This window comes from Erythrobacter sp. (assembly GCF_038133525.1).
In the GTDB taxonomy this organism is placed as follows: domain Bacteria; phylum Pseudomonadota; class Alphaproteobacteria; order Sphingomonadales; family Sphingomonadaceae; genus Qipengyuania.
The window spans coordinates 1-23,547 of sequence record NZ_JAYPTL010000049.1 but is presented as its reverse complement, the minus strand read 5'-3'; the positions used below and the strand labels follow the sequence as shown (position 1 = coordinate 23,547).

Annotated in this window: 27 protein-coding genes and 1 pseudogene; 10 read left to right on the top strand and 18 right to left on the bottom strand. The window is 63.8% G+C overall.

The window, feature by feature from the left end:
• The 3 genes and pseudogenes from AAFM29_RS12715 to xseA all read right to left on the bottom strand — a co-directional run.
• Nucleotides 1-264 (bottom strand): annotated as a pseudogene (locus AAFM29_RS12715) (hypothetical protein); the annotation flags it as partial.
• Entirely contained in the window at nt 261-470 is a 210-nt protein-coding gene (locus AAFM29_RS12710; RefSeq protein ID WP_341713172.1) for a DUF2093 domain-containing protein, read from the bottom strand. The pseudogene AAFM29_RS12715 and the gene AAFM29_RS12710, both read right to left, overlap by 4 nt.
• Nucleotides 471-493: 23 nt before the next feature.
• Nucleotides 494-1,960: an exodeoxyribonuclease VII large subunit gene (gene xseA / locus AAFM29_RS12705; RefSeq protein ID WP_341713171.1), complete on the bottom strand. Its 1,467-nt coding sequence runs from the start codon at nt 1,958-1,960 to the stop codon at nt 494-496.
• On the opposite strand from xseA, the gene purD reads away from it, so the two are divergent.
• Nucleotides 1,959-3,233: a phosphoribosylamine--glycine ligase gene (gene purD / locus AAFM29_RS12700; protein WP_341713170.1), complete on the top strand. Its 1,275-nt coding sequence runs from the start codon at nt 1,959-1,961 to the stop codon at nt 3,231-3,233. The two genes, xseA and purD, sit on opposite strands and share 2 nt — an antisense overlap.
• A 10-nt stretch (nt 3,234-3,243) precedes the next feature.
• The gene (locus tag AAFM29_RS12695) at nt 3,244-3,690 is read left to right on the top strand and encodes a hypothetical protein (RefSeq protein ID WP_341713169.1); all 447 of its coding nucleotides are present in this window, start codon (nt 3,244-3,246) and stop codon (nt 3,688-3,690) included.
• Nucleotides 3,691-3,697: 7 nt separating this feature from the next.
• On the opposite strand, the gene AAFM29_RS12690 is transcribed toward AAFM29_RS12695, so the two are convergent.
• Nucleotides 3,698-4,693, bottom strand: coding sequence for an adenosine kinase (locus AAFM29_RS12690; protein WP_341713168.1), 996 nt, complete (start codon nt 4,691-4,693; stop codon nt 3,698-3,700).
• A 269-nt stretch (nt 4,694-4,962) separates the two neighbouring features.
• Here AAFM29_RS12690 and AAFM29_RS12685 point away from each other — a divergent pair, with 269 nt between their 5' ends.
• Both AAFM29_RS12685 and AAFM29_RS12680 read left to right on the top strand, forming a co-directional pair.
• Nucleotides 4,963-5,394 (top strand): hypothetical protein, encoded by a 432-nt coding sequence (locus AAFM29_RS12685; protein WP_341713167.1) that lies wholly within the window; start codon nt 4,963-4,965, stop codon nt 5,392-5,394.
• 59 nt (nt 5,395-5,453) lie between these two features.
• A complete protein-coding gene (locus AAFM29_RS12680) occupies nt 5,454-6,383 on the top strand; it encodes a hypothetical protein (RefSeq protein WP_341713166.1) in 930 nt (309 codons plus the stop codon).
• An 18-nt stretch (nt 6,384-6,401) separates the two neighbouring features.
• Here the strand turns inward: AAFM29_RS12680 and AAFM29_RS12675 are convergent, their stop codons facing one another.
• The 10 genes from AAFM29_RS12675 to AAFM29_RS12630 form a co-directional block, all read right to left on the bottom strand.
• Nucleotides 6,402-6,761, bottom strand: a complete 360-nt coding sequence (locus tag AAFM29_RS12675; protein ID WP_341713165.1) for an iron-sulfur cluster assembly accessory protein — start codon at nt 6,759-6,761, stop codon at nt 6,402-6,404.
• Complete coding sequence (locus AAFM29_RS12670; RefSeq protein ID WP_341713164.1) at nt 6,758-7,258, bottom strand: GNAT family N-acetyltransferase; 501 nt, start codon at nt 7,256-7,258, stop codon at nt 6,758-6,760. Before AAFM29_RS12670 ends, AAFM29_RS12675 begins: the two co-directional genes overlap by 4 nt.
• Nucleotides 7,255-7,725 (bottom strand): SUF system Fe-S cluster assembly protein, encoded by a 471-nt coding sequence (locus tag AAFM29_RS12665; protein WP_341713176.1) that lies wholly within the window; start codon nt 7,723-7,725, stop codon nt 7,255-7,257. The genes AAFM29_RS12670 and AAFM29_RS12665 overlap by 4 nt, the downstream gene beginning before the upstream one ends.
• Before the next feature lie 8 nt (nt 7,726-7,733).
• Nucleotides 7,734-8,900: a cysteine desulfurase gene (locus AAFM29_RS12660; RefSeq protein WP_371830746.1), complete on the bottom strand. Its 1,167-nt coding sequence runs from the start codon at nt 8,898-8,900 to the stop codon at nt 7,734-7,736.
• 47 nt (nt 8,901-8,947) lie between these two features.
• On the bottom strand, nt 8,948-9,706 hold the full coding sequence (locus AAFM29_RS12655) for a SufD family Fe-S cluster assembly protein (protein ID WP_341713162.1): 759 nt from the start codon (nt 9,704-9,706) through the stop codon (nt 8,948-8,950).
• Nucleotides 9,699-10,448 (bottom strand): Fe-S cluster assembly ATPase SufC, encoded by a 750-nt coding sequence (gene sufC / locus AAFM29_RS12650; protein WP_341713161.1) that lies wholly within the window; start codon nt 10,446-10,448, stop codon nt 9,699-9,701. Before sufC ends, AAFM29_RS12655 begins: the two co-directional genes overlap by 8 nt.
• Nucleotides 10,448-10,996, bottom strand: coding sequence for a DUF559 domain-containing protein (locus tag AAFM29_RS12645; RefSeq protein WP_341713160.1), 549 nt, complete (start codon nt 10,994-10,996; stop codon nt 10,448-10,450). The genes sufC and AAFM29_RS12645 overlap by 1 nt, the downstream gene beginning before the upstream one ends.
• On the bottom strand, nt 10,993-12,474 hold the full coding sequence (gene sufB, locus AAFM29_RS12640) for a Fe-S cluster assembly protein SufB (protein ID WP_341713159.1): 1,482 nt from the start codon (nt 12,472-12,474) through the stop codon (nt 10,993-10,995). Before sufB ends, AAFM29_RS12645 begins: the two co-directional genes overlap by 4 nt.
• The gene (locus AAFM29_RS12635; RefSeq protein ID WP_341713158.1) at nt 12,471-12,881 is read right to left on the bottom strand and encodes an SUF system Fe-S cluster assembly regulator; all 411 of its coding nucleotides are present in this window, start codon (nt 12,879-12,881) and stop codon (nt 12,471-12,473) included. Before AAFM29_RS12635 ends, sufB begins: the two co-directional genes overlap by 4 nt.
• A gap of 94 nt (nt 12,882-12,975) precedes the next feature.
• Entirely contained in the window at nt 12,976-13,923 is a 948-nt protein-coding gene (locus tag AAFM29_RS12630) for a hypothetical protein (RefSeq protein WP_341713157.1), read from the bottom strand.
• A gap of 302 nt (nt 13,924-14,225) precedes the next feature.
• Between AAFM29_RS12630 and AAFM29_RS12625 the strand changes: the two genes are divergently transcribed.
• Entirely contained in the window at nt 14,226-15,257 is a 1,032-nt protein-coding gene (locus AAFM29_RS12625; protein WP_341713156.1) for a quinone-dependent dihydroorotate dehydrogenase, read from the top strand.
• Here AAFM29_RS12625 and AAFM29_RS12620 read toward each other — a convergent pair.
• Entirely contained in the window at nt 15,254-16,978 is a 1,725-nt protein-coding gene (locus AAFM29_RS12620) for a gamma-glutamyltransferase family protein (RefSeq protein WP_341713155.1), read from the bottom strand. The two genes, AAFM29_RS12625 and AAFM29_RS12620, sit on opposite strands and share 4 nt — an antisense overlap.
• A 142-nt stretch (nt 16,979-17,120) precedes the next feature.
• On the opposite strand from AAFM29_RS12620, the gene AAFM29_RS12615 reads away from it, so the two are divergent.
• Nucleotides 17,121-18,923 (top strand): long-chain fatty acid--CoA ligase, encoded by a 1,803-nt coding sequence (locus AAFM29_RS12615; protein WP_341713154.1) that lies wholly within the window; start codon nt 17,121-17,123, stop codon nt 18,921-18,923.
• On the opposite strand, the gene AAFM29_RS12610 is transcribed toward AAFM29_RS12615, so the two are convergent.
• The 3 genes from AAFM29_RS12610 to AAFM29_RS12600 form a co-directional block, all read right to left on the bottom strand.
• Nucleotides 18,920-19,447 carry a hypothetical protein gene (locus AAFM29_RS12610; RefSeq protein ID WP_341713153.1) on the bottom strand — a complete coding sequence of 176 codons (528 nt, stop codon included), beginning with the start codon at nt 19,445-19,447 and terminating at the stop codon, nt 18,920-18,922. The two genes, AAFM29_RS12615 and AAFM29_RS12610, sit on opposite strands and share 4 nt — an antisense overlap.
• A 68-nt stretch (nt 19,448-19,515) precedes the next feature.
• The gene (gene thiS / locus AAFM29_RS12605; RefSeq protein ID WP_341713152.1) at nt 19,516-20,484 is read right to left on the bottom strand and encodes a sulfur carrier protein ThiS; all 969 of its coding nucleotides are present in this window, start codon (nt 20,482-20,484) and stop codon (nt 19,516-19,518) included.
• A gap of 10 nt (nt 20,485-20,494) precedes the next feature.
• Complete coding sequence (locus AAFM29_RS12600) at nt 20,495-20,899, bottom strand: MerC domain-containing protein (protein WP_341713151.1); 405 nt, start codon at nt 20,897-20,899, stop codon at nt 20,495-20,497.
• 142 nt (nt 20,900-21,041) lie between these two features.
• Between AAFM29_RS12600 and AAFM29_RS12595 the strand changes: the two genes are divergently transcribed.
• From AAFM29_RS12595 to rpsI, 4 genes are all read left to right on the top strand, one after another.
• Nucleotides 21,042-22,070, top strand: coding sequence for a COX15/CtaA family protein (locus AAFM29_RS12595; RefSeq protein WP_341713150.1), 1,029 nt, complete (start codon nt 21,042-21,044; stop codon nt 22,068-22,070).
• Nucleotides 22,067-22,378 carry a divalent-cation tolerance protein CutA gene (cutA, locus tag AAFM29_RS12590; RefSeq protein ID WP_341713149.1) on the top strand — a complete coding sequence of 104 codons (312 nt, stop codon included), beginning with the start codon at nt 22,067-22,069 and terminating at the stop codon, nt 22,376-22,378. Before AAFM29_RS12595 ends, cutA begins: the two co-directional genes overlap by 4 nt.
• A 182-nt stretch (nt 22,379-22,560) precedes the next feature.
• Nucleotides 22,561-23,040: a 50S ribosomal protein L13 gene (gene rplM, locus AAFM29_RS12585; RefSeq protein ID WP_341713148.1), complete on the top strand. Its 480-nt coding sequence runs from the start codon at nt 22,561-22,563 to the stop codon at nt 23,038-23,040.
• A partial coding sequence (gene rpsI / locus AAFM29_RS12580; RefSeq protein ID WP_341713147.1) for a 30S ribosomal protein S9 occupies nt 23,040-23,547 on the top strand: 508 nt, incomplete at its 3' end. The genes rplM and rpsI, both read left to right, overlap by 1 nt.

Below are 23,547 nucleotides of genomic sequence, written 5' to 3'. Positions count from 1 at the left end.
CCCTATCTGGTCGATTGCCAGTGGCTGGTCGCCAAGCGTCAGCGACGCCGTACCGGCCGGTGCCACACCGCGGATCCAGCCGCCTTGCGTCAGCTCGCCTTCGATCGTGAAGGCAGCTGGCTGTTTCGTGGCACTTGGCGTGGTTTCAGGCTGCGTTACACTGGCGACGACGCGCTCCGCCGCCACTTCGACTTGCTTACCCGAAGGGGTACAGGCCAGTAGGACAACTATCGGCAGGAGCGGCGCGACCCGGCCCCACTTCACGGTTTCAGTCGCTCGGTCGCAAGTAGCGGTGTGGCATAGGGTTCCTGGTATTCGACCGACCAGTAGCGCAGCTCTTCCAGTGCGATCGGCACGCCGCTCATCGCACACACAACGTATTGGCCCGCGCGCAGCACACGAAAGCCGCCCGGACCATAGTGCAGACGCGCCTCGCCGCCCGAAGGTGTCGAATTCTTGTTCATCAGCATTTGACTATCTTAGCACCTACGGCTCAGCCGAACAAATCATCCTGACGCGGCGGAGTTCCAGCCGGCCGCGGCTTGCGCGGCGACGCGGGCGGCGGTGTGCCGCCGGTTGAAACCGCGAGATCGCCATCGCGGAACTTGAGCGTCAGTGCCGGCTCCTTCACCGCATCGGCCCTGTCCGTCAGTGTCCGCCCGTCGGGCGCAACCACACGAACATATCCGCGCGCAAGCGGCCGGTCGGGGTGCAGCGTATCGGCCAGTCGCGCCAATGCGGCGAGCCGCTCGCGCCGTTCCGCCAGCGGACGCTCAACCAAGGCTGGAACAAGCCTTTGCCCTGCCAGAGCCCGCGCTGCATCGCGCAACCCGCGCTCAAGCACCGAGGGCGAGAGGCGCAGCTGGCCGAGCCGCTCGCGTCCCTGTGCTGCGCTGTCCATCAACCCGCGCCTGAGCCGTTCGGAAACCTCGTCAAGCGCCTGCGCTTGCGGCTGGAGCAATTCCTCCGGTCGCGGCAGGCGTTGTGCCCGAACTTCCAGCCGCTCGCGCCCCAATTGTACCGGGCGCAGGATCGCCCGCTCCTTACGCGCACCGAAATCCTTCAGCGTGGCCGCCAGTTCAGCGCGCACCGGCACCGCCATTTCCGCTGCGGCTGTCGGCGTGGGTGCACGACGGTCGGCTGCGAAATCGGCCAGGGTCGTGTCGGTTTCGTGCCCGACCGCACTGATCGTCGGGATCGAAGATTCGGCGATCGCGCGGACGACAACTTCCTCGTTGAAACTCCAAAGATCCTCGATCGAGCCGCCGCCCCGCGCAACGATCACCAGGTCGGGACGGTCGGCATGATCCTGCGGCAAGGCAGAAAAACCCCGCACCGCCCCCGCAACTTGCTCCGCCGCTCCTTGGCCCTGCACCAGCACGGGCCAGACAATCACCCGGCTGGGAAAGCGGTCTGCCAGCCGATGCAGGATATCGCGGATTACTGCCCCCGTGGGCGAGGTAACCACGCCGATCGTACGCGGCAGATATGGCAGTGCCCGCTTGCGTTCCGCATCGAACAGCCCCTCTGCCGCCAGCCGCGCCTTGGTCTTCTCGAGCAGCGCCAGCAATGCCCCTTCGCCCGCCAGCTCCATCCGGTCGATCACGATCTGGTACTTCGAACGCCCCGGATAGGTGGTCAGCTTGCCCGTCGCGACCACTTCCAGCCCGTCTTCCGGTCGAAACGGGAGTCGTTCGGCATTTCCGCGCCACATGACGCCATCGAGCACCGCGCCCTCATCCTTGAGCGCGCAATAGAAGTGACCCGAAGCCGCACGCTTGACCCCCGAAAGCTCGCCCCGCAACCGGACGAAGCCGAAGCGATCCTCGACCGTCCGCTTGAGCAATTGCGAGATTTCGCTGATCGTCAGCGGCGCGGCGTTGTCCCCGGCGCGCCCCTTCGCTACCAGCCCTTCACCGTCATCAATATCGTCATCGTAAGGGGTGGGAACCTTGGCCATGAATATCCTTCTGCTGGGCAGCGGCGGCCGCGAACATGCGCTGGCGTGGAAGCTGGCGCAATCGCCGATGTGCGACAAACTGTGGGCCGCCCCGGGCAACCCCGGCATCGCGCAGGAAGCGGAATGCGTCGATCTCGATGCGACCAACCATGCGGCAGTGATCGATTTCTGCCGCAGCCATGCAATCGGCCTCGTCGTGATTGGACCTGAGGCACCGCTGGTCGACGGGCTCGCCGATTCGCTGCGCGCCGCGGGCATCGATACCTTCGGGCCGTCGAAGCAGGCCGCGCAACTCGAGGGGAGCAAGGGCTTCACCAAGGAGCTTTGCAAGCGCGCCGGGATCCCGACGGCGCGCTATGAACGCTGCAACTCGCTCGAGCAGGCCTGGGGCAAGCTCAAGCGCTTCGACCCGCCTTTCGTGCTCAAGGCAGACGGCCTGGCAGCGGGCAAGGGTGTGGTCATCGCCGAGACCCGCGAGGAGGCGCAGGAGGCCCTGAACGACATGTTCGGCGGCCAGTTCGGCAGCGCCGGCAGCGAAGTGGTGATCGAGGAGTTCCTTACCGGCGAGGAAGCCAGCTTCTTCGCGCTGACCGACGGGACCGCGATCGTTCCGATCGGCACGGCACAGGATCACAAGCGTGTTGGCGACGGCGACACCGGGCCCAACACCGGCGGCATGGGCGCCTATTCCCCTGCACCGGTGCTGAGCGAAGCGCTCCAGGCGCAAGTGATGCGCGAGATCGTTGAGCCGACGGTGCGCACGATGCGCGAGGAAGGCATGCCCTATTCGGGCGTCCTCTATGCCGGGCTGATGCTGACCAGGGACGGCCCGCAGCTGATCGAATACAATGCGCGTTTCGGCGATCCTGAATGCCAGGTGCTGATGATGCGGCTCGAAAGCGACCTCGTCGAACTGATGCTCGCCTGTGCCCAGGGGCGGTTGGGCAACATCGCACCACCCAGGCTTGCGGATGAGTTCGCGCTGACCGTGGTGATGGCGGCAGATGGCTATCCCGGCACGCCGAAAAAGGGCGGCGCGATCTACCTTGGCGATGCCGAGGCAGCAGGCGCCAAGGTTTTCCACGCAGGCACCGCCCTCGATGATGGGCAACTTGTCGCCAGCGGCGGTCGCGTCCTCAATGTCACGGCCAAGGGCGCCAGCGCAACCGAGGCGCAACGCAAGGCCTATGCCGCGCTCGACGCGATTGCCTTCCCTGAAGGCTTCTGCCGCCGCGATATCGGCCAGCGCGAGGTCCGCCGGGAGCGAGGGTAGCAGGTTTCCATTGATCGAAGGGGCATTGCAGGCGCACGATTCGGGTATGTCGAACAGTCCTGTCAGTTCACTCCCCCTCCTTGCGTCTCTGCTCACATTAGCGGCAGCCTGTACGACCAGTTCGTATGGGGCCACCCCGATCGCGTCGGCGCAGGGGCCGATTCTTCCGGAGCAGGGCGGCACCGATGCGCAATCCGATCTCTCCTTTGCACAGCAGGCATGCGGCGATTGTCACGCGGTCACCCCACCTGGAGTCTCGCCCAACCCGAAATCTCCGCCTTTTACCGACATTGCCAATAGCCCGGGCCTGACCAATGAGACACTGGCCATCTGGCTGACTGACGCGCACAATTACCCGGAAGACATGAACTTCCGCCTCAACCGGGAACAAGTCGATACGATCGCACGCCACATGCTGCGGTTGCGCGATCCGAATTACGAAAAGTCGATCTATTAGGGCGCAGTCAGCCCAGCTTCGTCGCCACCAGCGCCTTAAGGTCGGCCTCGCTACGTGCACCGTAGTGGCTGATGATCTCTGCTGCGCAGATGGCACCCATGCGCAAGCACCGCTCGAGGCTCTCGCCGCGCGCGTGGCCGGTGAGGAAGCCCGCGGCGAAGAGGTCGCCCGCACCGGTGGTATCGACCACGCGATCGACCGGTTCGGCCGCGACTTCGGCGCGCTCCCCATGGGCAATGGCGATTGCGCCCTTGGCGCTGCGCGTTGCGACCAGCACCGGCACCTTGCCTGCTACCGCAGCGACGCCGGTTTCGAAGTCTTTCTCGCCGGTCAACGAAGCGAGTTCATGTTCGTTGACGAAGAGGATATCGATCTGCCCCTCTTCGATCAGGGCGCGGAAGTCGTCGCCATGGCGATCGATCACGAAGCTTTCGCTCGACGTGAAAGCCACCTTTCGCCCGGCCGCGCGCGCCACCTCAATTGCGCGACGCATGGCGCTGCGCGGTTCTTCGGGATCCCACAGATAGCCTTCGAGATAGAGGATGCTGGCGCTGGCGATCAGCTCGTCATCCAGCGCGGCCGGCGGCAGGAACTGACTGGCGCCAAGGAAAGTGTTCATCGTCCGCTCGCCATCGGGCGTGACGAAGATCAGGCAGCGCGCGGTCGGCGGTTCTCCTTCGCGGGCGGGCGTATCGAAATCGATCCCGACGGCGTGGATATCGTGGCTGAAGACATCGCCCAGCTGGTCCTTGGCAACCTGGCCGATGAAGGCACACTGTGCGCCCAGCGCAGACATGCCAGCCAGCGTGTTCGCGGCCGAGCCGCCCGAAATCTCGCGGGCCGGCCCCATCGCCTCGTAAAGTTCGCGCGCACGGTCTGTATCAACCAGCGTCATCCCCCCCTTGGCGAGGCCTAGCTCCTCGATCAGTTCGTCGGTGCAGGGTGACATCACATCGACGATGGCGTTGCCGATGGCGATGACGTCGTAACGGGGTTCGGTCATGGGTACTCCAGGGAGGGGGATTCTCATTGTGTCGGGCGCCGTTACCCGTTCAACGAGTGTTGGCCAAGGGCGGCGTTGACTTGGCCCACCTCCCCGCGCAAGGCGCTCGGCATATGACGACGCTTCACCGCGCCATCGGCGTTCCCATTGGCCAGGTCCGCTATCCGGCTTTCCCAGGGGGGAATGAGCCAAAGCATATGGCACGGCTGCACCATTGCCATGGGTTTAGCGAAGTCGCGTTACGCATCGCGCGAAGGAGAAAGCAGTCGATGCGTAGTGCAATCCTGCTGATGCTGCCATTGTTGGCAGCCTGCGCCACATCGGCGATCCCCACGCCAAACCGGCCGACATCGCAAGGCAACGTCTCTCGCCCGGCCACCCCGCCCCCGCAGGTTGTCCGCCCTGCACCATCGAGCGGCGCGTTCCGCGCACCCCGGGTCATATCGATGCCCGGGCTCGAAGGTATCATCGGCAAGAACGAAACCGCCCTAGCCAACATATTCGGCCCTCCGCGCCTATCGGTGAAAGAGGGCGATGCACGCAAGCTCCAGTTCGCGGGCGAGGCCTGCGTGCTCGACGTCTTCCTCTACCCCCTGGCGCCCAGGGCTGAACCCAGCGCGACCTATGTCGATGCTCGACGGGCTAGCGATGGGCTCGATGTCGATCGGGCGGCCTGCGTTGCCGCGCTGCGGCGGCGTTAGGGCGCTCTTAAGCTTACTGTTCTACGCCTTTCCGATCTACAATTCGGGACTTGGCGACAATGAGCGTGCACTTCAGCGAGCTGGCGAAGAAAGTCGGCGCAGACGGCGTAATAACGAGCGACGAAGTACTTGCATTGCGGCGTGAGGCGTGGCCGGACGGTCACATTTCGCAGAGCGAAGCCGAAGCGATCTTCGCGCTCAACGACACGATTCTGTCGAAAACGACCGAATGGGTCGATTTCTTCGTCGAGGCCCTGGTCGAGTATGTCGTCAACCAGCGCGCGCCGAAGGGCTTCGTCGATGCCGAGAACGCGAACTGGCTGATGGCCCAGATCGATTCCGATGGCGTGCTTTGCTCCATGGCCGAACTTGAACTGCTGGTTCGCGTATTCGAACGCGCAGAAAATGTACCAGTCGCGCTGAAGGACTATGCCCTGCGTCAGGTCGAACGCGCTGTGCTGGAAGGGGTTGGGCCGACCCGCGACGGCGGTGCGCTCGAGGCAGGAAACGTCAACGCTACCGAAGCGAGGCTGCTTCGCCGTGCAATCTTTGCACCCGCGAGCGAGCGCCCCGCAGCTGTTGGCCGCAATGAAGCCGAAATGCTGTTCCGCCTGAAGGACGCGACGCTGGGGGCGGAAAATGCCCCGGAGTGGAAGCAGCTGTTTGTACAGGGCATCGCCAATTACCTGCGGGGCTACAGCGATCCCGATGCGCAAATCAGCCGCGAACGCGCCCAGGAATTGCAGGCTTTCATGAACGATACCTCGGTCAGCTTCGGCCGCCTCCTCGGCCGCATGGCCAAGAGTTCGCCCAACGCCTTTGGCGTGGTGTTCGGGCGCAAGGGTTCGGAAAGCTCGCGCGAAGCGGCAGTCGCCGCAGCGCATGAAGTCACGCATTCGGAACGCGAATGGCTGGACGCGCAGATCGAGGCAGATGGCCAGGTCGACGAGTTCGAACGGGCGCTACTGGATTTCCTTGCCGAGGAATAGGCCGGAGCGGCGGCGCGCTCAGACCATAAAGGACTCGCCGCAGCCGCACGCCCCTTTTGCGTTGGGGTTGTCGAACACGAAGCCAGCGGTGAAATCGTCTTCGACCCAGTCCATCGTGCTGCCGACGAGATAGAGCACGCTGGCACCGTCGATGTAGAAAGTGCCTCCCGGTGTCTCGATCTTCTCGTCGAACTTGGCTTCCTCGCTGACGTAATCGACCGAATAGGCGAGCCCCGAACAGCCGCGGCGTGGCGTCGACAGCTTCACACCGATAGCTTCTGCCGGGGCTTTGGCCATCAACTCGGCGATACGAGCCTCGGCGCCCGCCGTCAGGATGACGGCTGCCGGGATTTCACGCCTGGTTTTCATTTCGGTCATGTCAGCTTCTTCTGCCAGAACAATGCGTGACCTTGCACAGGATCAAGTTCGTAGTCGCCATACCCGCACGAGCGGTAGAGGCCTTTGGCGGTTTCGTTACCGCTCAACACTTCCAATGTGATCTTGCAGGCGCCGCGCTTCAAGGCCTCGGCCTCGATCGCCGCCATCAGGGCGCGACCGATGCCCGCGCCGCGGTGACCGGGTAGCACGACCATATCGTGGATGTTTACCAGGGGCGAAGCGGCGAAGGTCGAATACCCCATGAAGCAATTGGCGAGGCCGACAGGCTCACCGCCAATCCGCGCGACGAGGGAGAATGCTCCAGGAGTCGCGGCAAGTCCTGCGACCAGGCCGACGCGGGTACGCTCGGGCAGCGGCTCGCCGCCTCCCATTGGATCGCGGGCATAGGCGTCGAGCAATGCGACGATGGTCGCCCCATCCGAAGGGTCAGCGTAATCGGCCGACGAAACCGTGAGTGAAGGCGCGAGAGAGCTCATAACATCCCCAGTTCGAGGCGGGCCTCATCAGTCATCTTGTCCGGGCCCCATGGCGGATCCCAGACCAGATTCACTTCGGCATCGCGTACGCCGGGCACGCTCGCCGCGCGCAGCTCGACTTCGCCCGGCATGCTCTCGGCGACCGGGCAATGCGGCGTAGTCAGCGTCATGGTGATCGACACATCGGCGTCGGCGGTCACCTCTACCCCGTAGATCAGCCCGAGATCGTAGATATTCACCGGGATTTCCGGGTCGTAGATCTCCTTGAGCGCAGCGACGACCGCCTCGTAAAGTTCGCCTCCTGGCGCGCCGGACGGCAGGTTCTCGGGCTTCTTCTGGAGAAAACCTTCAAGATAATCGCGCTTGCGCTCCATCGTCTCGCGCGGGCTCTCATCCACCGCATCCTCGACGCGTGCCCGCGGCGGCTTGGCGGTGGCCGCGCCGGAATCAAAGCTGTTACTGTCCATATCCTCGCTCACCCGAAGATCCTCTGGGTACGTTCGATGCCGCGCAGCAGCGCAGCGATATCGCTTTCGTCCGAATAGAGCCCGAAGCTCGCCCGGGCGGTGGCGGGGACGCTGAGGTGATCCATCAGCGGCTGTGCGCAATGGTGCCCGGCGCGGATCGCCACATTCTCTTCATCCAATATGGTGCCGAGGTCGTGCGGATGCACGCCCTGCAAGGCGAAACTGACGATTCCGGCGCTATCCTCGGGTCCGAACAAGGTCACCGAATTGAGATTGCGCAGCTCGCCACGCAATGTCGTCGCCAAGGCCGCCTCATGCGCGAACAGCGCTTCGGGACCGAGTGCATCGACATAGTCGATGGCAGCTTGGAGCGCGATCACCTCGGTGATCATCGGAGTACCCGCTTCGAAGCGCTGCGGCGGCGGGGCATAGGTGGTCTTCTCGAAGGTAACACGTTCGATCATCGAGCCGCCGCCCTGCCACGGGGGCATGGCATCGAGAATCTCTTCGCGCGCCCATAGCACACCGACCCCGGTCGGCCCGTAGAGCTTGTGGCCCGAGAAGGCGTAGAAATCGCAATCGAGCGCCGCCATGTCGAGTACCATGCGCGGAGCGGCCTGGCAGCCGTCGAGCAGCAGTTTCGCCCCGACCGAATGGGCAAGGTCCGCCGCCACGCGCGCATCGAGCACGCTGCCGAGCACGTTCGAGACGTGCGCCAGCGCGACCAGCCTGGTCCGCGGCGTCAGCAGTGCCTCGAGCGCACCGAGGTCGATGCGGTGATCCTCGGTCAGCGGGCAAACATCGATCTGCGCCCCGGTGCGTTCTGCCAGCATCTGCCAGGGAACGATGTTCGAGTGGTGCTCGAGCGTCGAAAGGACGATGCGGTCGCCCGGGCCGATTTGCGTTACGCCCCAGGTCTGCGCGACAAGATTGATCGCCTCGGTCGCACCGCGCACGAAGACCACCTCGTTCTCGCTCTTCGCGCCGATGAAATCGGCAACGCGCTTGCGCGCAGCCTCATAGGCGAGCGTCATCTGCGCCGAACGCGAATAGACCCCGCGGTGTACGGTGGCATAATCGCGACCCAAGGCATGGGTCATCGCATCGATCACCGCCTGCGGCTTCTGCGCCGTCGCCGCCGTATCCAAATAATGCCACGGTGCACCATCCGGCATCAGCAGACCGGGGAAATCCGCCTTGCGGGTCAGGGTGGCAGTGCCGCTCACAGCGCCTTGTCCACCTTGTCGAGCGCGACCTGCATCATCGCATCGCGCCGTTCCTCATCGTCGAGCGCAACCAGCGCATCGCCGAGGAAAGCCTGGACCAGCAGTCGCCGGGCGAGATCGGGCGCGAGCCCCCGCGCAGCCATGTAGAAACGCGCCGTTTCATCGAGCTGGCCGATACTGGCGCCATGCGCACACTTCACGTCGTCGGCGAAGATCTCGAGCTGCGGTACGGCATTCACGCTCGCACCCTTCTCGAGCAACAGGCCTTTGAAGTCCTGCGCCGCATCGGTCTTCTGCGCGTAGCGCACGACATCGATATTGCCCAGGAAATTGCCCGTGCCGTGGCCCCAGTGGACCGCGCGGACGGTCTGGTTGCTCGTGGCATGGGGTTCCGCATGAACCACACGGGTGACGAATTCGCGCACCGTCTCGCGTCCACCTACGGTGATCCCGCCCAGCTCGAAATGGGCCCCCTTGGCCAAGGTGACCTCGATCTCGAGCCGCGCATATTCGGCGGAAGAAAGCACGGCGAAGAGTTCGCAAGTCGCGCCTTCGCCCACGCTGACGCGCCAGCGGTGCAGTTCGGTTGGCTTGGTCTCGCTCCCGTCCGCAATGACCAGGCAGTCACGGAAGGATTCGCCCGCACCCACTTCGATCACGCGCCAATCATCGAGCACCGCACCACGCAGGCGATCGACCGCGGAATAGCGCCACGCCTCCTCGCGCCGGGTGGGAAGTTCGGCCGCTTCAGGCATCAGCCATCACCGCGTCATACCCTTCGTTCTCGAGCCGCAGTGCGAGATCGGGACCACCGGTCTGGACGATGCGACCCGCCGCAAGCACGCTGACCCGATCGGGCTTCACTACATCGAGAAGGCGCTGGTAGTGGGTAATCAGCAGCACGCCCTTTACGGGATCGCGCATGATCGCGTTGATCCCTTCGCCCACGATGCGCAGGGCATCGATGTCGAGGCCGCTGTCGGTCTCATCGAGCACGGCGAACTTCGGATCGAGGATGCCCATCTGGACCATCTCGGCACGCTTCTTCTCGCCACCCGAAAAGCCGACATTGACGTGACGCTTGAGCATCTCGGGGTCGAGCTTGAGCAGCGCCGCTTTTTCGCGCGCGAGCTTGAGGAATTCGCCGCCGGTCAGCGGCTCCTCGCCGCGCTGCTTGCGCTGCGAATTGAGTGCCTCGCGCAGGAACTGGAGGTTCGAGACGCCGGGGATCTCGACCGGGTACTGGAAGCCGAGGAACAGCCCCGCTGCCGCGCGCTCGTGCGGGTCCATCGCCAGCAGGTCTTCGCCCATGAAGCGAACGCTGCCGCCGGTCACTTCATAGCCCGGGCGACCGCCGAGCACATAGGCGAGCGTCGATTTGCCCGCGCCGTTGGGGCCCATGATCGCGTGCACCTCGCCCGCGGCAACGGTGAGCGAGAGGCCCTTGAGGATCGGCTTGTCAGCGACAGTCGCGTGGAGATCGGTAATTTCGAGCATCAGTCTTTCCTGCGTGACGCCGGCTTGCGGCCAGTGGCGTTTCGGGGCCGCGAATAATGTTGCTTGGGATTGGCCGCGGCGTGGGCGCGGGCCTTCTCTTTGCGTTCGGCGATGCACTCGCGCATCGCGATAGTGAGGCGCTGGAGGACATCGTCCATGTTCTCGAGGATATCGGCGGCGGCCACGCGCTCGACGCGGATACCGACCGCCTCGAGGCTCTTGTCGCGGCGCTTGGCGAGTGCCTCGTCCTGCTCGTCCTCGTCGATCATGATCGCCAGGCCAAGGTTGTGGCAGTTGAGATCGACGATCGCACTGCCGACCACCGCATGGCGAGTAAATTTGTAGCGACCCATGTCGGCCTCGGCGAACTTCGCTGCCAGCGCCTTGTGCGCTGGGGTCGAATGTCGCCGCATATCGCGCGCACGATCATGCAGCGCGTCGAGCCGCTTCTCCGAGATCTCCCACCCGCGCCCCTTCTTCTTGAGCGCGAGGCTCTCGTCGGCAGTCTCCGAGGGAGCTTTAAGCTTTAGGGTCTTCTTTTCGCTCACCCGACAGATCCTTCCAGGCTGATCGCCAGCAGCTTCTGCGCTTCGACAGCAAACTCCATCGGCAGTTCCTTCAACACATCCTTGGCGAAGCCGTTGACGATCAGCGCCACCGCCTCTTCCTCGTCCAGCCCGCGCTGCATTGCGTAGAACAGCTGGTCGTCGCTGATCTTGCTGGTGGTCGCCTCGTGCTCGATCTGCGCGCTCGGGTTCTTGACCTCGATATAGGGCACGGTGTGCGCACCGCATTTGTCGCCCAGCAGCAGGCTGTCGCACTGGGTGAAATTACGCACGCCATCGGCATTGGCGGCGACACGCACCAGCCCGCGGTAGGTGTTGTTGCTCTTGCCCGCCGAAATGCCCTTGGAGATGATCGTCGAGCGACTGCCCTTGCCGTTGTGGATCATCTTGGTGCCGGTATCGGCCTGCTGGAAATTGTTGGTCACCGCGACCGAGTAGAACTCGCCCACGCTGTCCTCGCCATTGAGTACGCAGCTGGGGTATTTCCAGGTCACCGCGCTGCCGGTTTCCACCTGGGTCCAGCTGATCTTGCTGCGCGCGCCCTGGCACAGCCCGCGCTTGGTGACGAAATTGTAGATCCCGCCCACACCCTCGGCATTGCCGGGATACCAGTTCTGCACGGTCGAATATTTGATCTCGGCATCCTCGAGCGCGACAAGCTCGACCACCGCGGCGTGGAGCTGGTTTTCGTCGCGCATCGGCGCGGTGCAGCCTTCGAGATAGCTGACGTAGGCGCCCTTTTCGGCAATGATCAGCGTACGCTCGAACTGGCCGGTATTCTCGGCATTGATGCGGAAATAGGTGCTCAGCTCCATCGGGCAGCGCACGCCCTCGGGCACGTAGACGAAGGTTCCGTCGGAGAAGACCGCACTGTTGAGCGTGGCGAAGAAGTTGTCGTGCTGCGGCACGACCTTGCCGAGCCACTTCTGCACCAGCTCGGGATATTCCTTCACCGCCTCGCTGATCGAGAGGAAGATCACGCCAGCGCGCTTGAGCTCCTCGCGGAAGGTGGTGGCGACACTGACGCTGTCGAACACCGCATCCACCGCAACCTTGCGCGCGCCTTCCACCCCGGCGAGCACTTCCTGTTCCGCCACGGGAATGCCCAGCTTGTCGTAGACCGCCTTGATATCGGGATCGAGCTCATCGAGGCTCGCCAGCGTCGGCTTCTTCTTCGGCGCGGCGTAATAATAGGCGTCCTGGTAATCGATCGGTGGATAGCCGAGCTTGGCCCAATCGGGCTCTTCCATGTCCTGCCACAGGCGGAAGGCCTTTAGCCGCCATTCGAGCATCCACTCGGGCTCGCCCTTCTTGGCGCTGATGAAGCGGACGGTGTCTTCGCTCAGGCCCTTCTCGGCGAACTCGGTTTCGATGTCGGCCGACCAGCCGTGTTCGTAATCGGCCGCCTTGGCGGCGGCTTCACGAGCGTCGCGATCCTGGATTTCGAGTTCTTCGCTCATGCCACTTCTTCGATTCGCGCCAGCTGCGTCAGCGGGATCGCCGCCAGCGCGCCGCGCAATGCTTCGTTGACTACCGGCCAGTGCGGCCTGACCGAACATTCATGCTCCACGGAACACTCCGCGCCTTCCACGCAGGCGGTAAGCGCAATCGGTCCTTCCACCGCCTCTACGATGTCGGCGACGGTGATCGCCGCCGCGGGGCGAGCCAGCTGCAATCCCCCACCGGTTCCACGGGTTGAGCGCAGGAGTCCGGCCGCCGAGAGTTTGCTCACCAGCTTTTGCACGGTGGGCACCGGCAGGCCGGTCTCCGCCGCCAGTTCGGCCGCACTGGTCCGCCCCCCGCCGCAATGGCGGGCCGCGGCGCTCATCGTGACGACGGCGTAATCGGCAAGGTTGGACAGGCGCATGCTTTAATCGGACCATTTCGTTCCGATTGGTCAGCTAGGCGCGCAAAACCGGCATTTCAACGTGATTCGCCTTATTGCGAGTCGTTAGCAAACCTCACCGATCCAACGGATCGCGACCCAATTGCTGGGCCTCGCCGCCACCGAACAGGTCGACCGAGTCATAACCTTCGGGACCAAGCATTTCCGTGATCGGAGAATGCGCCTCAGGCAGTAAGCGGCGCGGCGTACGCCCGGTGAAGAAGCGAATCTCCTTGATCAGGTGTGCCTGGTCATAGAACGCCTCGCGGATATCAGCCTCGATCTCTTCCGGCAGCTTGGGCAGTGACAACAGGGTTGCCGCGCGCACCGCGCGATAGCGGCGAACCAGCCGCACCGGCGACTGACCGAAGAACTGGGCGACCAGTCGCTGCACCTGGCGGCGCGAATAGGGCAAGGTCTCGTAGAGCTCTTCAAGATCGGGCCTGAAGGAACTCGATAGCCATTCCAGTGTCCGATCAATTACCTGGGCATGCGCTGGCGGCAGTTGGGACAGGCCGCGCCGGACGATTCCCACCATCGCATCAAGCAATTGCGTGTCATCCAGTTCACCCGCGCGCCAACGCGGCGCCAGGCCGCGAAACTCTTCGGCCAGGGCTTCGCCCAGGACCATCTCGGGGGCAAGGAACCGATCGTGATGTTCGTTGACTGGCAGGCCGCTTAGCGCGGCCCATCCACGAAAGTTCAGCGAAACACCGAACATGCATGCCGGTCCGCTAACCTTGAACTCACGCGCTTCACACAATGGGGCCAGAAAAAAGGCATCGCAGGTCTCACCCACTTCGCCATCGTCGAAGGCCATCCGGCCTGATCCCTGCACAAAGGCCGTCATTTGCCCGGAGTAGGCCGGAAGGTAGTCGTCAAGTTCTTCGGGTTCGCTCCGCCAGATGTAGAGCGAGTTGAGGTAGGGCTCGAGATCGCTCGGCGCCGCTATGAATTTGAATGAATGAGGATCGTCACCCTCTGGCAATCCAGACAAATCACCACCCCTATTGTGTTCTGTCATGCGGATTGTACAAATACGCCATCGGCGCGATACAACCAGCAAAAAGTGACGCAAAGCAATTGAAGGCAGAATAAAAAAAGGGCGGCCCATTGAGAGCCGCCCTTTGAAGTCGAGAACTCGTCGCAAGACTGCTCCGAGCCCTTCGGGTCGCAAGACTGTGATAGACCGAGTCTGTTACAGTTGATTGTATGCAAGCGACAGTTTCGGAAATTCCGCTAGTGTTGCAGCGCAACAACACCCCCTCATGGCAAGAAAAGCGGTGCGCCTCGACAGCGCGAGAGCGCTCGGCCATAGGCCATGGCATGCTGTTCGACCTCGCCCGTCCGGCCCTGTTCGCGCTTGATCCGGAGCGCGCCCACCGTCTGACAGTACGCACTCTGGCGCTCTCGCCGCTAAGGGTGCCGGCTACCCCCGGTCCGCTGGCCACCCAGGTTGCAGGAATCGCATTCCCCAACCCCCTTGGCATGGCGGCCGGCTTCGACAAGGATGCCGAGGTCCCGGACCAGTTGCTGGGTCTCGGCTTCGGTTTTGCGGAGGTCGGTTCGATCACTCCATTGCCGCAGGCAGGGAATCCCAAACCGCGCCTATTTCGCCTGATCGAAGATCGTGGCGTCATCAACCGCATGGGCTTCAATAATGGCGGAGCTGAAGTCGCACGGCAGCGGCTGGCCGCCCGGTCCGGGCGCCCCGGCGTGGTCGGGATCAATATCGGGGCGAACAAGGACAGCGCCGATCGGATTGCCGATTACGTCACCATGACCCGGATCATGGCTCCGCTCGCCTCCTATCTCGCGGTCAACATTTCCAGCCCCAACACACCGGGACTGCGCGCCTTGCAGGACGAATCGGCGCTCACCAGCCTGCTCGATGCCGTACTTGAGGCCCGCGGAGTACAAGGCCCGCCCGTATTCCTCAAAGTTGCACCCGATCTCGAGCCTGCCGACATCGATGCGATCGCGCGCATTGCCCTGGAAAAGGGCCTCGGCGCCCTGATCGTGTCGAACACGACAATTTCGCGCCCCAACCTGCGGTCGGACAAGCGCAGTGAAACGGGCGGGCTTTCCGGTGCCCCCTTGCGCGACCTGGCACAGCAGCGGATCCGCGATTTTCGCAGGGCGACCGGTGGGGATATTCCGCTGATCGGTGTGGGCGGTATCGGCTCGGCGGAGGATGCCTGGGCGCGCATTCGTGCGGGAGCCAGCCTGGTGCAACTTTACAGCGCGATGGTTTTCGAAGGCCCCGCCCTGCCCCGTCGCATCCTGCGCGGCCTGGAGCGGCTGATGTGTCGCGACGGGTTTTCATCGATCGCCGAAGCGGTCGGAACCGAGGTCTAGGGTTTCCCGACCAACACCACGCCTTCGCGCCGCGGGTCATAGCCGCCGTCGACCTTGCCATCGCGGATCAGCACCCCGTGCACGCCGGAATCCTCACCCTGGCCTGGGACAAGGTTGATCCCGCGCAACCTGAGACCTTCGAGAACCCCCGCCGGGAACTTGCCGACTTCGCCCATGGGTCGATCGCCACGCGCAACCAGGTTGGGCTGCGCCAGCGCATCCTGCATCGGCAGGCCCCAGTCGACCGCCGCTACCAGTGACTTGGCGACATAGGCCAAGATCGAATTGCCTCCGGCCGATCCGATCGCCCCCGCAAAGTTCCCCTGGCTGTCGATCAGCACTAGCGGGGTCATCGAGGACCGCGGGCGCTTGCCGGGCGCCACGGCATTCGGCGCCGCTGACCCATTGGGCTGCAGCGGGTTGAAAGCAAAGTCGGTCAGCTGGTTGTTGAGGAAGAAGCCATCGACCATCCGGCCAGTGCCGAAAATCGATTCGACCGTGGTGGTGATCGACAGCACATTGCCTTGCGCATCGCGAACGATGAAGTGTGATGTACCGGCGGGCTCACGCGTGAGATCAGCCATCGCCAATGGCGCGCCGGCTGGCTTGCCTGGCGCCACCGCAGGGGCCGCCGTTTTGCCGATCAGTGCTGCGCGACGATCGAGATAACCCTTGTCGAGGAGCCCGGCGACCGGAACGTCAACGAAATCGCCATCACCAAAATAGGCATCGCGGTCGGCGTACATCAGCCGGCTTGCTTCAGTGAAGAGGAACCATGCCTGCGGGTCGTCGGGCCCGCGGGTCGCGATGTCGGTCCGCTCGAGCAGCGAGAGCAGTTCGAGCAGGGCCGCCCCGCTCGACGGCGGGGGCGGTGCGCAGACCTTGTAGCTGCGCCAGGGATGGCACACCGGCTCGCGTTTGACCGGGCGATAGGCTGCAAGGTCCTCCATCGTCATCGACCCGCCCAGGGGGGCGCTGCGGGTTCGCTGGACGATCTTCGCAGCCGTGCTGCCGCGATAGAGCGCATCCGTGCCGTCGCTGGAAAGTCGGCGCAGAAAATCGGCGTAGTCGGGGTTCTTCAGCCTGTCGCCGACCTGCAGGCGGGACCCATCCGGGCGCGAGAAATAGGCCTGCGCATCGGGTACAGACAATTGCGGGAATGGAGCCTGCAGGAACTTGCCGAGGCGCGGGCTGACGATGAAGCCCTCCTCCGCCGTGGCGATCGCCGCGGAGAACAGGCCGTCCCAGGGCAGGCTGCCGTGTTCGCTGTGGAGCAGGGCCAGCGCCGCTACCGCGCCGGGTACGCCAGTCGCGCGCCCGCTCACGACCGCTTCGCGGAAGCCCAGTGGCTGTCCTGCGTTATCGAGGAACAGCGCGCGGGTGGCCTGGGCAGGCGCGGTTTCGCGGCCATCGTAGATGGTTACCGTGCCGGTGGACGCGTCAAAGTAATTGAGGAACGCGCCGCCCCCCATACCGGAAGACTGGGGTTCCACCAGCGACAGCATTGCCTGAACGGCCAATGCGGCGTCAGCTGCACTACCACCCCGGTCGAGCACCTCCATCCCGGCCTGCGCCGCCAGCGGATTGGCCGCAATGACAAAGGGCTCAACCAGAGTCTGAGTGGCTGGCGATGGTGGCGCGCTCGCCAAGGGCGCATCCACCGGCGCGCAGGATAACAGGGCGAGCGATGCCAGAGCGGCACAAATGCGGTTCAGGGTCATATGCGCCATCCTTAGGCAGACCCCCAGTCGCTGGCAACGCCGTGCAGACCGGCAACCAAGGTGCTTGCCGCTGCGGCGCAGGCGACCTAAGCCTCGCGACAATATCTGAATACAGAACACAAATCGCGTTGAGGAGCCTGCCGTGCTGACCGATATCGACTCGGCTAACAATCTCGTCGAACTCTTTCTGAAGCGGGCGGATTCCCGGGCCGACAAGCCGTTCCTGGGCGCGCGCATCGACGGCCAGTGGAAGACCATAAGTTGGGGCGAGACCGCGGAGCGCGTTTGCCTGCTGGCGGAAAGCTTGCGCGGGCTGGGTCTCAAGGATGGCGATCGCGTATGCCTGGTGTCCGAGAACCGGCCCGAATGGTGCATTGCCGACCTGGCGATCATGGCGGCAGGCTGCATCACCGTTCCCGCCTATGTGACCAATACCGAACGCGACCATGTCCATATTCTCGACAATTCGGGCGCGCGCGCGGTGATCGTCGCGAACGAGAAGCTGTTGAAACCACTTCACGGGGCGCTGCAGGCGTCAGGCGTCGCGGAACACGTTATCGGGATCGACGATCTCAAGCGCCACCAGTCGGGCAGCTTCGAGTTTCACCATTGGGCGACCATGCTCCAAGGAGATGCAAGCGCGGCCCGGGCGGCTGTCGAAGCACGCATCGCGGGGATCAAGCGCGAAGACACCGCCTGCATCATCTATACCAGCGGCACCGGCGGGGCTCCACGCGGCGTGTTGCAGCATCATGGCGCGATCCTTTGCAATGTAGCCGGCGCGGCCGACATCCTGATCGAGGATTTCGGGATCGCCGATGACGAGCGTTTCCTCTCGTTTCTCCCACTAAGCCACGCCTATGAGCATACCGGAGGGCAGTTCCTGCCGATCTCGGTCGGGGCGCAGATCTATTACGCAGAAGGCCTCGAGAAACTCGCCAGCAATATCGAGGATACGCGACCGACGATCATGGTGGTCGTGCCTCGCCTGTTCGAAGTGCTGCGTGCACGCATCATGAAACAGATCGAGAAGCAGGGCGGCTTGGCCGAGAAGCTGATGAACACGGCACTGAGCGTAGGCGAGCGCAAGGCGGCCGGCGCCAGCAAGTTTGGCGATGGCGCCAAGGATCTCCTCGTGGGCCGGCTGCTCAAGCCCAAGATTCGCCAACGGTTCGGCGGGCGCATCAAGGCAATGGTATCGGGCGGTGCGCCGCTCAACCCCGATGTCGGCGTGTTCTTCCAGTCGATGGGCCTGACCATGCTGCAAGGCTATGGCCAGACCGAAGCCGGTCCTGTGATCAGTTGCAACCGGCCCAAGGCGGGCCTCAAGATGGACACGGTCGGCCCGCCGATGCGCGGGGTCGAGATCAAGATCGCCGAAGATGGCGAGATCCTGTGTCGCGGCGAACTGGTGATGCATGGCTATTGGCGAAACGATGCCGAAACCGCGCGGACGATCGTCGATGGCTGGCTGCACACGGGCGATATCGGCCATCTGGACGACAAGGGTCGGATCGTGATCACCGATCGCAAGAAGGACATGATCGTCAACGACAAGGGCGACAATGTCGCGCCGCAGAAGCTCGAAGGCATGCTGACGCTGCAGCCCGAGATCGCACAGGCCATGGTCGCGGGTGACAAGCGCCCCTACATTGTCGGCCTATTGGTTCCCGATGCCGAATGGGCGCTCGAATGGGCCAAGGCACAGGGCAAGAAGTTCGATCTCAAGACATTGCAGGACGATCCCGAGTTCCGCGCCGCGGTGCGCACGGCGGTCGACCGGGTGAACAAGGACCTGTCGGTGGTCGAGAAGATCCGCCAGTTCGCCTTTGCCGACGAAGCCTTCACCATCGACAATGAAGAGCTAACCCCGAAGCAATCGATCCGCCGCCACAAGATCAAGGAGCGCTATGCGGATCGGATTGATGGGCTGTATAGATCCTAGGCCGCTTCGCTCTCGATGAACTCGGGGTAGAAACTTGGCGCGCGATCGGACCAGCCGGGTGCGGTCGCGGCAGCTTCGCTGAGCGATTGCAGTAACATCTTGCGGCGTTCGGGCCGTATCTGCGGGAGCGCCGCAGCAGCGCAGAAGGCGCTTGGGAGCCAGGGGCGCACCTCGGCAGAAATCAACCGCTCGTAGAGGAAGCGAAAGGCAGAGAAGCTCTCGATCCTCTCCTGGGCGAGGTCGAAGGCGGCGACGCGGGTCAGCTTGCCAACAAAGCCTTCGATGGCATCGAAGCCAGAGGTCTGCGGTACCGAATGGCGCAGCGCCTTCAGTTCCTGGTAGGCGACATACTGGCTGCGGATTGCGGCATTCTCTCCCGCGCTGCGCCCCCAGATGCGAAAGGCGTCGCAACGGCTAAGTCCGATATCGAGGCTGCGGCGGATATAGCGCTGTTCGGCAGCGGTGAAACCGGCAAATTCGCGCATTTCGGCGATGGTCAGCGTAGCGGTATTCATAACGGCCATGATCGGTGCCCCCGTTGAACAGGGTGAATCTCACCGAAGATGGTTAATAAGTCGTAAGCGAGCGAAGCTCAGATCAAACCGGCAAGCGGGCTCGACGGGTCGGCATATTTCCGCGTTCCCATGCGTCCGGCAAGATAGGCCTCGCGCCCGGCCTCTACCGCCAGCTTCATTGCGCGGGCCATCCGCAGCGGATCCTTGGCCTCGGCAATCGCGGTGTTCATCAGCACGCCATCACAGCCCAGCTCCATGGCGACTGCTGCATCCGATGCAGTTCCAACCCCGGCATCGACGAGGACGGGAACCTTGGCGCCCTCGACAATCAGGCGAATGGTCACGCGGTTCTGAATCCCCAAACCTGACCCAATCGGCGCACCGAGCGGCATGACCGCCACTGCGCCGGCGTCCTCGAGTTGCTTCGCCGCGATTGGGTCGTCGACACAATAGACCATGGGCAGGAAGCCCTCCTTCGCCAGGGTCTCGGTTGCCTTCAGCGTCTCGCGCATATCGGGATAGAGCGTCCGCGCTTCACCCAGCACCTCCAGCTTGACCAAGTCCCAGCCACCGGCCTCACGTGCGAGGCGCAGCGTGCGAATGGCTTCTTCGGCGGTAAAACAGCCAGCAGTGTTCGGAAGGTATGTGACCTTCTTGGGATCGATGAAATCTGTAAGCATCGGTGCCCTGGGGTCGCTGACATTGACCCGGCGGACGGCCACCGTGACGATCTCCGCGCCCGAAACCTCTAGCGCCGCGGCATTCTGCGCGAAGTCCTTGTACTTTCCTGTGCCGACGATGAGCCGGCTGCGAAAGGTCCGCCCGGCAACGGTCCAGGTGTCGTCCTGACCGCCGCCGACGAAGTGCACGATCTCCAGCACGTCGCCCTCTGCCAGCGGGTGACTCGCAAGCTCGCTCCGTGGTGCGATGGTGCCATTGCGCTCGACCGCAACCTTGGCGGGATCGAGTTCAAGCTCGCGCACGAGATCGGCGATGGTGGCGGCAGCGGTGCGGCGAAGCTCGCCGTTGACGGTAAGGGCAATCATGCGGCCCGACTTAGTCGCCGCAGCGCTCCTTGCAAGTCGCGGAATGCGTATGGCGCAGGTTGAGTACATGCCCGAGCGACACCAGCGCGACGCCGATGATCGTCAGCACCGCTTCCTCATAACCGTGCGGGACCGCGAGCGCTCCGCCCATGAAGGTCAGCCCGGTCATCGCCACGACAAAGGGTGCAGCGACCCGATGGCGCAGCGCGCCCCAGCCGATCGCGACCGCGGCGATCAGCGTGGCAATCACTAGCCCCACACGGTGGATGTCGGGGGACAGGAAGAATTCACCCCCGATGCCCAGGCCGGAAACAAGTACGATAGAGAGCAGGCAATGGATCGCGCAGGCCCCCGAGAGGAATATCCCGGCCCGGTCGAGCCTGCGGCGAATCGGAGAGATGGCACGTACAACCATTGCGAAACGCGACTTATGTGACGATGTAACATAATTCAAGGGCACGAGGGGTTACGCAAGTGCGATTTATCGCGGGGCGATGCGGCTTTGCAGCAGAGGTTTGCGCTTGCGAAACGACGTCACCAGTCGCACATCGGCGCCGATGATGACCTCTTCCACAACCGTCCGCCCCAAAGCCCTGGCCACCTGGCTGCTGATCGTTGCCGCGATGGTGGTATTGATGGTCTCGGTCGGAGGAATCACCCGACTGACCGAGAGCGGACTGTCGATCACACGCTGGAATCCGATCAGCGGGGCGATCCCGCCGCTGACCCAGGCCGACTGGCAGGCCGAATTCGACCTGTACAAACAGACGGGCGAGTATCTGAATGTCACCGGGCCCGCGGGAATGGATCTCGCAGCCTTCAAGTTCATTTTCTTCTGGGAATGGTTCCACCGATTGCTGGGTCGGCTCATCGGGCTGGCGTTCGCCGTGCCGCTGGCATGGTTCTGGATCAAGCGGGCAATCCCGCAAGGCTACAAGCCGCGCTTGGTCGCATTGCTGGCATTGGGCGGGCTGCAGGGCGTATTCGGTTGGTTCATGGTTCGAAGCGGGCTTGCCGGGACGATGACCGATGTCAGCCATTTCTGGCTCTCGATCCACCTCCTGACTGCTCTGATTACCCTGGCGGGCCTGGTCTGGACTGCGCTCGACCTGCTCCAGCTGGCGCGCGGGAATTCCAAGCCGGCACGCTGGACGGTGACCGCCAGTTGGGTTGGCGCAATCCTGTTCGTGCAGCTCTTGCTTGGTGCGTGGGTAGCTGGACTCAATGCCGGGCTCGCCAGCGACACATGGCCCCTTATGCAGGGCCGCGTAGTACCCGAGTTCGACGATAGCCGCGGGCTGTTCTACGCGATGGCCCACGATCCCTTCCTGGTCCATTTCCTGCATCGCTGGTGGGCCTGGGTCGCCGTGGCAGCACTGGTGGTGATGGCGCGCAAACTCAAGCCACTCGATCGCAAAGCCTCGATTGCCATCCATTCGGCGTTCGGGACCCAAATCCTGCTCGGTATCGCCACCGTAGTGACCGGCGTCGCGCTATGGATTGCGGTATCGCACCAGGTTGTTGGGGCACTGCTGGTCGTCAGCTTCGCCTGGGGAGCGCATGTGCTGGGGCGCAGGCCCGCGTGACGGCGCTAATCTACTGTCCTTTTCCGGACGCCGAGAGTGCAGAGCGGGTCGGCGCCGCAATGCTTGATGAGGGGCTGATCGGCTGCATCAATATTGGCGCTCCGATCCGCTCGCTGTTCGCCTGGCAAGGCGAGCGGGGCGAAAGCGAGGAAGTGCCCGCGCTCATCAAGACCGACGCCGCCCTGCTCGAGCGTGCGGTCGCACGGCTCGAAGTTCTGCACCCATACGAAGCACCGGCAGTAATCGGCTGGAAAGCCGATGCTGCGGGATCTGCAACACAGGCCTGGCTCGGCGCGCTGAACCGCTAACACCGCAGCGCAGCGTAAGTGGGGTGGTATTTTACCGCCTCGCGGAGGCCCGGATTTGCTTGACTTGCGCGGCATCCATCGCCATTTGCCGCCCGCTTCGCGGATGCGGCCTTGCGCCGGATTCGCTGAATGGACGCCGCCGCCAACGCGGGCGGCACGAACACTAGGAACGGAAAACAGCCATGAAGGCTCTCACCAAGGTGACCCGGTCGATCAAGCCGGCCGAGGTCGAAAAGAAGTGGCACATCGTCGATGCCGATGGTCTCGTCGTCGGCCGCCTCGCTGCGATCGTCGCCAACCACCTGCGCGGCAAGCACAAGCCCAGCTACACCCCGCACGTCGATTGCGGCGACCACGTCATCATCATCAATGCCGACAAGGTGAAGTTCACCGGCAAGAAGATGACCGACAAGGTCTACTACAAGCACACTGGCCACCCCGGCGGCATCAAGGAAACCACCCCGGCCAAGGTGCTGGGCGGCCGTTTCCCCGAGCGCGTGCTGGAAAAGGCTGTTGAGCGCATGATTCCCCGCGGCCCGCTGGGCCGTGCGCAGATGCGCGCGCTGCATATCTATGCCGGCACTGAGCACCCGCATGACGGCCAGAAGCCCGAAGCGCTCGACGTTGCCTCGATGAACCGCAAGAACAAGGTTGCCGCATAATGGCTGACACCAACGACACCGTCACCGATCTCGCCGATCTGAAGGACATTGCCGGCGACGCGCCCCAGGGCGACGCAGCCGACATCGCCAAGACCGCCGAGGTTCCCCTTCGCGAGCAGGAACTCGACAAGCAGGGCCGCGCCTATGCTACCGGCCGCCGCAAGGACGCCACCGCGCGCGTCTGGCTGAAGCCCGGCACCGGCAAGGTCACCGTCAACGGCCGCGACCAGGAAGTCTATTTCGCACGTCCGACGCTGCGCCTCGTCATCGACCAGCCCTTCGCGATCACCGATCGCCAGGGCCAGTACGATGTCGTCGCCACCGTAAAGGGCGGTGGTCTTTCGGGCCAGGCCGGCGCGGTCAAGCACGGCATTGCCCAGGCACTTTCGAAGTACGAGCCTGCGCTGCGCAGCACCGTCAAGGCAGCCGGCTTCCTGACCCGCGACAGCCGTGTGGTCGAGCGTAAGAAGTACGGCCGCGCCAAGGCCCGCCGCAGCTTCCAGTTCT